Source organism: Streptomyces sp. NPDC054841 (genome assembly GCF_053611045.1).
Map to the genome: position 1 here is coordinate 1 of NZ_JBSGZO010000612.1, position 4,338 is coordinate 4,338.

4 protein-coding genes are annotated in these 4,338 nt (G+C 73.0%); all 4 read right to left on the minus strand.

Annotated elements, in window-relative coordinates:
- Positions 1–91 precede the first annotated feature (91 nt).
- Complete coding sequence (hutH, locus tag ACWGI8_RS40405; RefSeq protein WP_453668438.1) at positions 92–1,633, minus strand: histidine ammonia-lyase; 1,542 nt, start codon at positions 1,631–1,633, stop codon at positions 92–94.
- 162 nt (positions 1,634–1,795) lie between these two features.
- A complete protein-coding gene (locus ACWGI8_RS40410; protein ID WP_453668435.1) occupies positions 1,796–2,929 on the minus strand; it encodes a diguanylate cyclase domain-containing protein in 1,134 nt (377 codons plus the stop codon).
- Positions 2,930–2,981: 52 nt separating this feature from the next.
- Positions 2,982–3,776, minus strand: coding sequence for an enoyl-CoA hydratase/isomerase family protein (locus tag ACWGI8_RS40415; protein WP_453668436.1), 795 nt, complete (start codon positions 3,774–3,776; stop codon positions 2,982–2,984).
- A gap of 41 nt (positions 3,777–3,817) precedes the next feature.
- Positions 3,818–4,338 (minus strand): adenylate/guanylate cyclase domain-containing protein (locus ACWGI8_RS40420; protein ID WP_453668437.1); only part of this gene is annotated, 521 nt, incomplete at its 5' end.

Below are 4,338 nucleotides of genomic sequence, written 5' to 3' on the forward strand. Positions count from 1 at the left end.
AACGCAGCGTGGGGGCACCTCCCGTGCCCGAAGGGCTACGGGGGAGTGCGTGCCAGGCGTCGCCGGGCAGACGCGACTTTGAAGACACGACCTAGGCCAGCGGGCCGGTCACCGGCTCCACGGCGGCGACGAGCTTGCCGTCCCGGACGAACTCCTCGGCGGCGGCCAGGTCCGGCGCGAGGAAGCGGTCGGGGCCCGGGCCCTCGACGCCCGCCGCGCGCAGCGCCCCGATGGCGGCCTGCGAGGCGGGGGCCGGGGTCACATGACGCCGCAGCTCGATCGCGCGGGTCGCCGCGTACAGCTCCACGGCGATGATCCGGGTGAGGTTCCCGATGGCCGTGCGCAGCTTGCGGGCGGCCGACCAGCCCATGGAGACGTGGTCCTCCTGCATCGCGGAGGACGGGATGGAGTCGACAGAGGCCGGGACGGCCAGTCGCTTCATCTCGCTGACCAGGGCGGCCTGCGTGTACTGGGCGATCATCAGGCCCGAGTCGACGCCGGCGTCGTCGGCGAGGAAGGGCGGCAGGCCGTGCGAGCGGTTCTTGTCGAGGAGCCGGTCGGTGCGGCGCTCGGCGATGGAGCCGAGGTCGGCGGCGGCGATCGCCAGGAAGTCGAGGACGTACGCGACGGGGGCGCCGTGGAAGTTCCCGTTGGACTCGACACGGCCGTCGGGGAGGACGACGGGGTTGTCGACGGCGGAGGCGAGCTCACGCTCGGCGACGAGCAGGGCGTGCGCGAGGGTGTCGCGGCCGGCGCCCGCGACCTGCGGGGCGCAGCGCACCGAGTACGCGTCCTGGACGCGGGGCGCCTCCTCCTCCTGGAAGTGCCCGGTGAGCCCGGAACCGGCGAGCACGCGCAGCATGTTGTCGGCGGAGGCGGCCTGGCCGGGGTGGGGCCTGATGGCATGCAGCTCGGGGGCGAGGACCTTGTCCGTGCCGAGCAGGGCCTCCAGGGAGAGGGCGGCGGTGATGTCGGCGGAGGTGTAGAGCCGCTGGAGGTCGGCGAGGGCCATGATCAGCATGCCGAGCATGCCGTCGGTGCCGTTGAGGAGGGCGAGGCCTTCCTTCTCGTGCAGCTCGACGGGCTCGATGCCGTGGGCGGCGAGGAGTTCGCCGGCGGGGCGCACAGTGCCGTCGGGCCCTTCCGCGTCCCCCTCTCCCATCAGCGTCAGCGCGCAGTGGGACAGCGGCGCGAGGTCACCGGAGCAGCCGAGCGAGCCGTACTCGTGGACGACGGGCGTGATCCCGGCGTTGAGCACATCGGCCATGGTCTGCGCGACCTGCGGGCGCACTCCGGTGCGGCCGGAGGCCACGGTCTTCAGCCGCAGGAACATCAGCGCGCGTACGACCTCGCGCTCGACGCGCGGGCCCATGCCCGCGGCGTGCGACCGGACGATGTTGCGCTGCAGCTGGGTACGGAGCTCGTGACCGATGTGCCGGCTCGCGAGCGCGCCGAACCCGGTCGACACGCCGTACACCGGCTCGGGCTTCGCGGCCAGCGCGTCCACGATCTCCCGCGCGGCGGCGAGGGCGGCGACGGCGTCCTCGGAGAGCTCGATACGGGCGTTGCCGCGGGCGACGGCGATGACGTCCTCGACGGTGGTCCCGGACGTCCCCACCACGACAGTGTGCATATCCATATTCAGCAGCCTACGGACTGAATCCCTTTCTGTCACCACCTCTTCGGGGAGGGACTCCTTACGCCTGCACGCGGGCGCCGGAGCCCGTCCGGCGCCCGAGGACGGGACCGGGGGCCGTACGGGAGTCCGGGGACCTGCCCCCGGTTCCCTGCCGCGTCAATGACGCGCATCGCGGAAGCGGCGGCGGTCCTGGGGGGCGGAGGGTGGCGCGTCCGCGAGGGGGAGGACCGCGTCGTCGCGGCCTGCGACGACCGCGGCGCGGGAGCGGGCGGCCTTCGCCCGGTACTGGGCCGCGTCGGCCAGACGGAAGAGACGGCGGGCCGAGCGGACCGGGCCGATGGGGTCGCCGGTGGAGGCGACGCCGCAGGCCACGCCCTCCCCCAGCTTCAACTCGCCCGCACGCTCGCACAGTTCGTCGGCGACCTTGACCACGTCGTCCGCCGAGGGCCCCACCGTCAGCAGACAGAACTCGTCACCGCCGAGCCGTGCCGCCAGCGCGCCCGGCAGCATCGCCCCGCAGAGCGACAGCACCGAGCCGAAGCGCTCCAGCAACCGGTCGCCCGTCGCATGACCGAGGGTGTCGTTGACCCGCTTGAGACCGTTCAGGTCGCAGACCACCAGCGAGACCACCGAACCGTCCGTACGGTGCTGTTCGACAGCCTCGTCGAGCCGCACGTCCACGGCCCGCCGGTTCGCGAGCCCGGTGAGCGGGTCCGTGAAGGCGAGCCTGCGGACCTCCTCCAGCCGCTCCTGCTGCACGATCCCGGCCGCCACCACCGACGCCAGCACCGTCGCGAAGTCCGCGTCGTCCCGGTCGAACACTGGCCGGCCCGCCGCCCGGGCCACGTACAGCTCCCCCCACGCCCGCCCGTGCAGCACGATCGGCGCGACGACGCAGCAGCCCCGCCCGCGCTGCCGCAGCGCGTCGACGCGGTGATGGCTGTAGACGTGCTCGTCCGTCGCCGGACCCTCCGCCGTCTCGACCCACGCCCGCGGTGCACCGCCCCCCGCCCACCGCTCATGGAGGAACTCCGTGATCTCCGGGAAACGGTGCACCGGATAGGTCTCGCCGTCCGGAAACTCCTCCTCGTCCGCGTCCCTTTCCCCCGCGTTGACGAGCACCTTCAGCCGGCCGCGGTCCCGCTCCCAGACCGACAGTGCGGCAAAGCTCCCGGCCAGCGCGTCACACGCGCCCACGGCGGCCGCCCGCCACGACTCCCGCGGAGTGTGTGCGGCGGCCATCGACTGTGCGAGCGCCACCACGGCTCGCAGCCGAACATCCTCACCCATTACCCCAGCTTAGGGACATTCAGGAAGGTTTCACTCGACGGGTGGGACGGATTCACTCGCCGGGCCATTCCGGCTTCCGCTTCTCGTTGAACGCCGCGACGCCCTCGGCCCGGTCCCCGGAGAACGCGACCGACCGCCACGCCGCGTCCTCGACCTCCAGACCGGCCCGCAGGTCGAGACCCTGCCCGAGCCGCAGCGCCCGCTTGGCGGCCCGCAGCCCGACCGGCGAGTTCGCCGCGATCCGCGCCGCGAGTTCCAGCGCGGCCGTACGGGCGTCCTCGGCCAGCTCGTCCACCAGGCCCAACTCCCGCGCCTCGGATGCCTCCACGCGACGCGCCGTGAACACCAGCTCCGCCGCGCGCGCCGCACCCACCCGGCGGGGCAGCAGCTGCGTACCGCCACCGCCCGGGATCACTCCCACGGACACCTCGGGCAGCCCCACGACCGCCGTCGCGTCGGCCACGATCACATCGCAGGCGAGCGCGAGCTCGAACCCGCCGCCCAGCGCGAAGCCGTGCACCGCCGCGACCGTCGGCATCGGCAGTTCCAGCACTCCGGTGTACGCGGCCCGGGCGGTCGGCCGCTGCCGTACCAACTCGGCATCCGTGAAGGAGTTCCGCTCCTTCAGGTCGGCGCCCACGCAGAACGCCCGCTCGTTCGAGGACGTCAGCACGGTCACCCGGACCGCGCGATCCGCCGCGAGCGCCTCGCACGCCGCGCCGATCGACCGGGCCATGTCCGTCGACACCGCGTTCATCGCCTTCGGCCGGTCGAGCACCAGCTCGGCGACGTGCCCGTCCTCAAGGCGGCGTACGACGACGAATTCCCCGAAGCGCTGCTCGGACATGTGTATAGCCTCCTGGTTAACGATGGTTCACCGGGAGGATCCTAGGTGGGGCGCCTCGTCAACAGCCAGGGCTCCACCACACCCAGTCCACGCACCGGCCGCTGCCACATCGGCTGCAGCGCGAAACGGTACGACGGCGGCGTCCGGCCCTCCTTCTCGGCCGCGACCGCCTCTTCCGCCGCCTGCGCCTCCGACACCGGCGCGTCGCCCGTACGCGACAGCTCCTCCGCGAACGCCCCGTCCACCAGGACCGCGTCCTTCGGCGCTATCGAGGTGAGCCGGCTCGACAGGTTCACCGTCGTACCGAACACATCGCCCATCCGGGTCGTGACCGTGCCGAACGCGATCCCGACCCGCAGTGCCGGCATGGACTCGTCATGCGTCAGCGTCTCGATGAGCCGCATCGCGATCTCCGCGGCCGTGCCCGCGTCGTCCGCCGCGTACAGCACTTCGTCGCCGAGGGTCTTGATCAGCCGGCCGCCGTGCGCGGCGACCAGGTCGGCGCACGTCGTCTCGAACGACTCGACCAGCTCGCCGAGCTCCTCCTCCTCCAGCCGGCGGG

Excerpts from the sequence above, each read along its gene's own strand:
- ACWGI8_RS40410 (WP_453668435.1), bottom strand. The coding sequence starts at position 2,929 with ATGGGTGAGGATGTTCGGCTGCGAGCCGTGGTGGCGCTCGCACAGTCG.
- ACWGI8_RS40415 (WP_453668436.1), bottom strand. The coding sequence starts at position 3,776 with ATGTCCGAGCAGCGCTTCGGGGAATTCGTCGTCGTACGCCGCCTTGAG.
- hutH (WP_453668438.1), bottom strand. The coding sequence starts at position 1,633 with ATGCACACTGTCGTGGTGGGGACGTCCGGGACCACCGTCGAGGACGTC.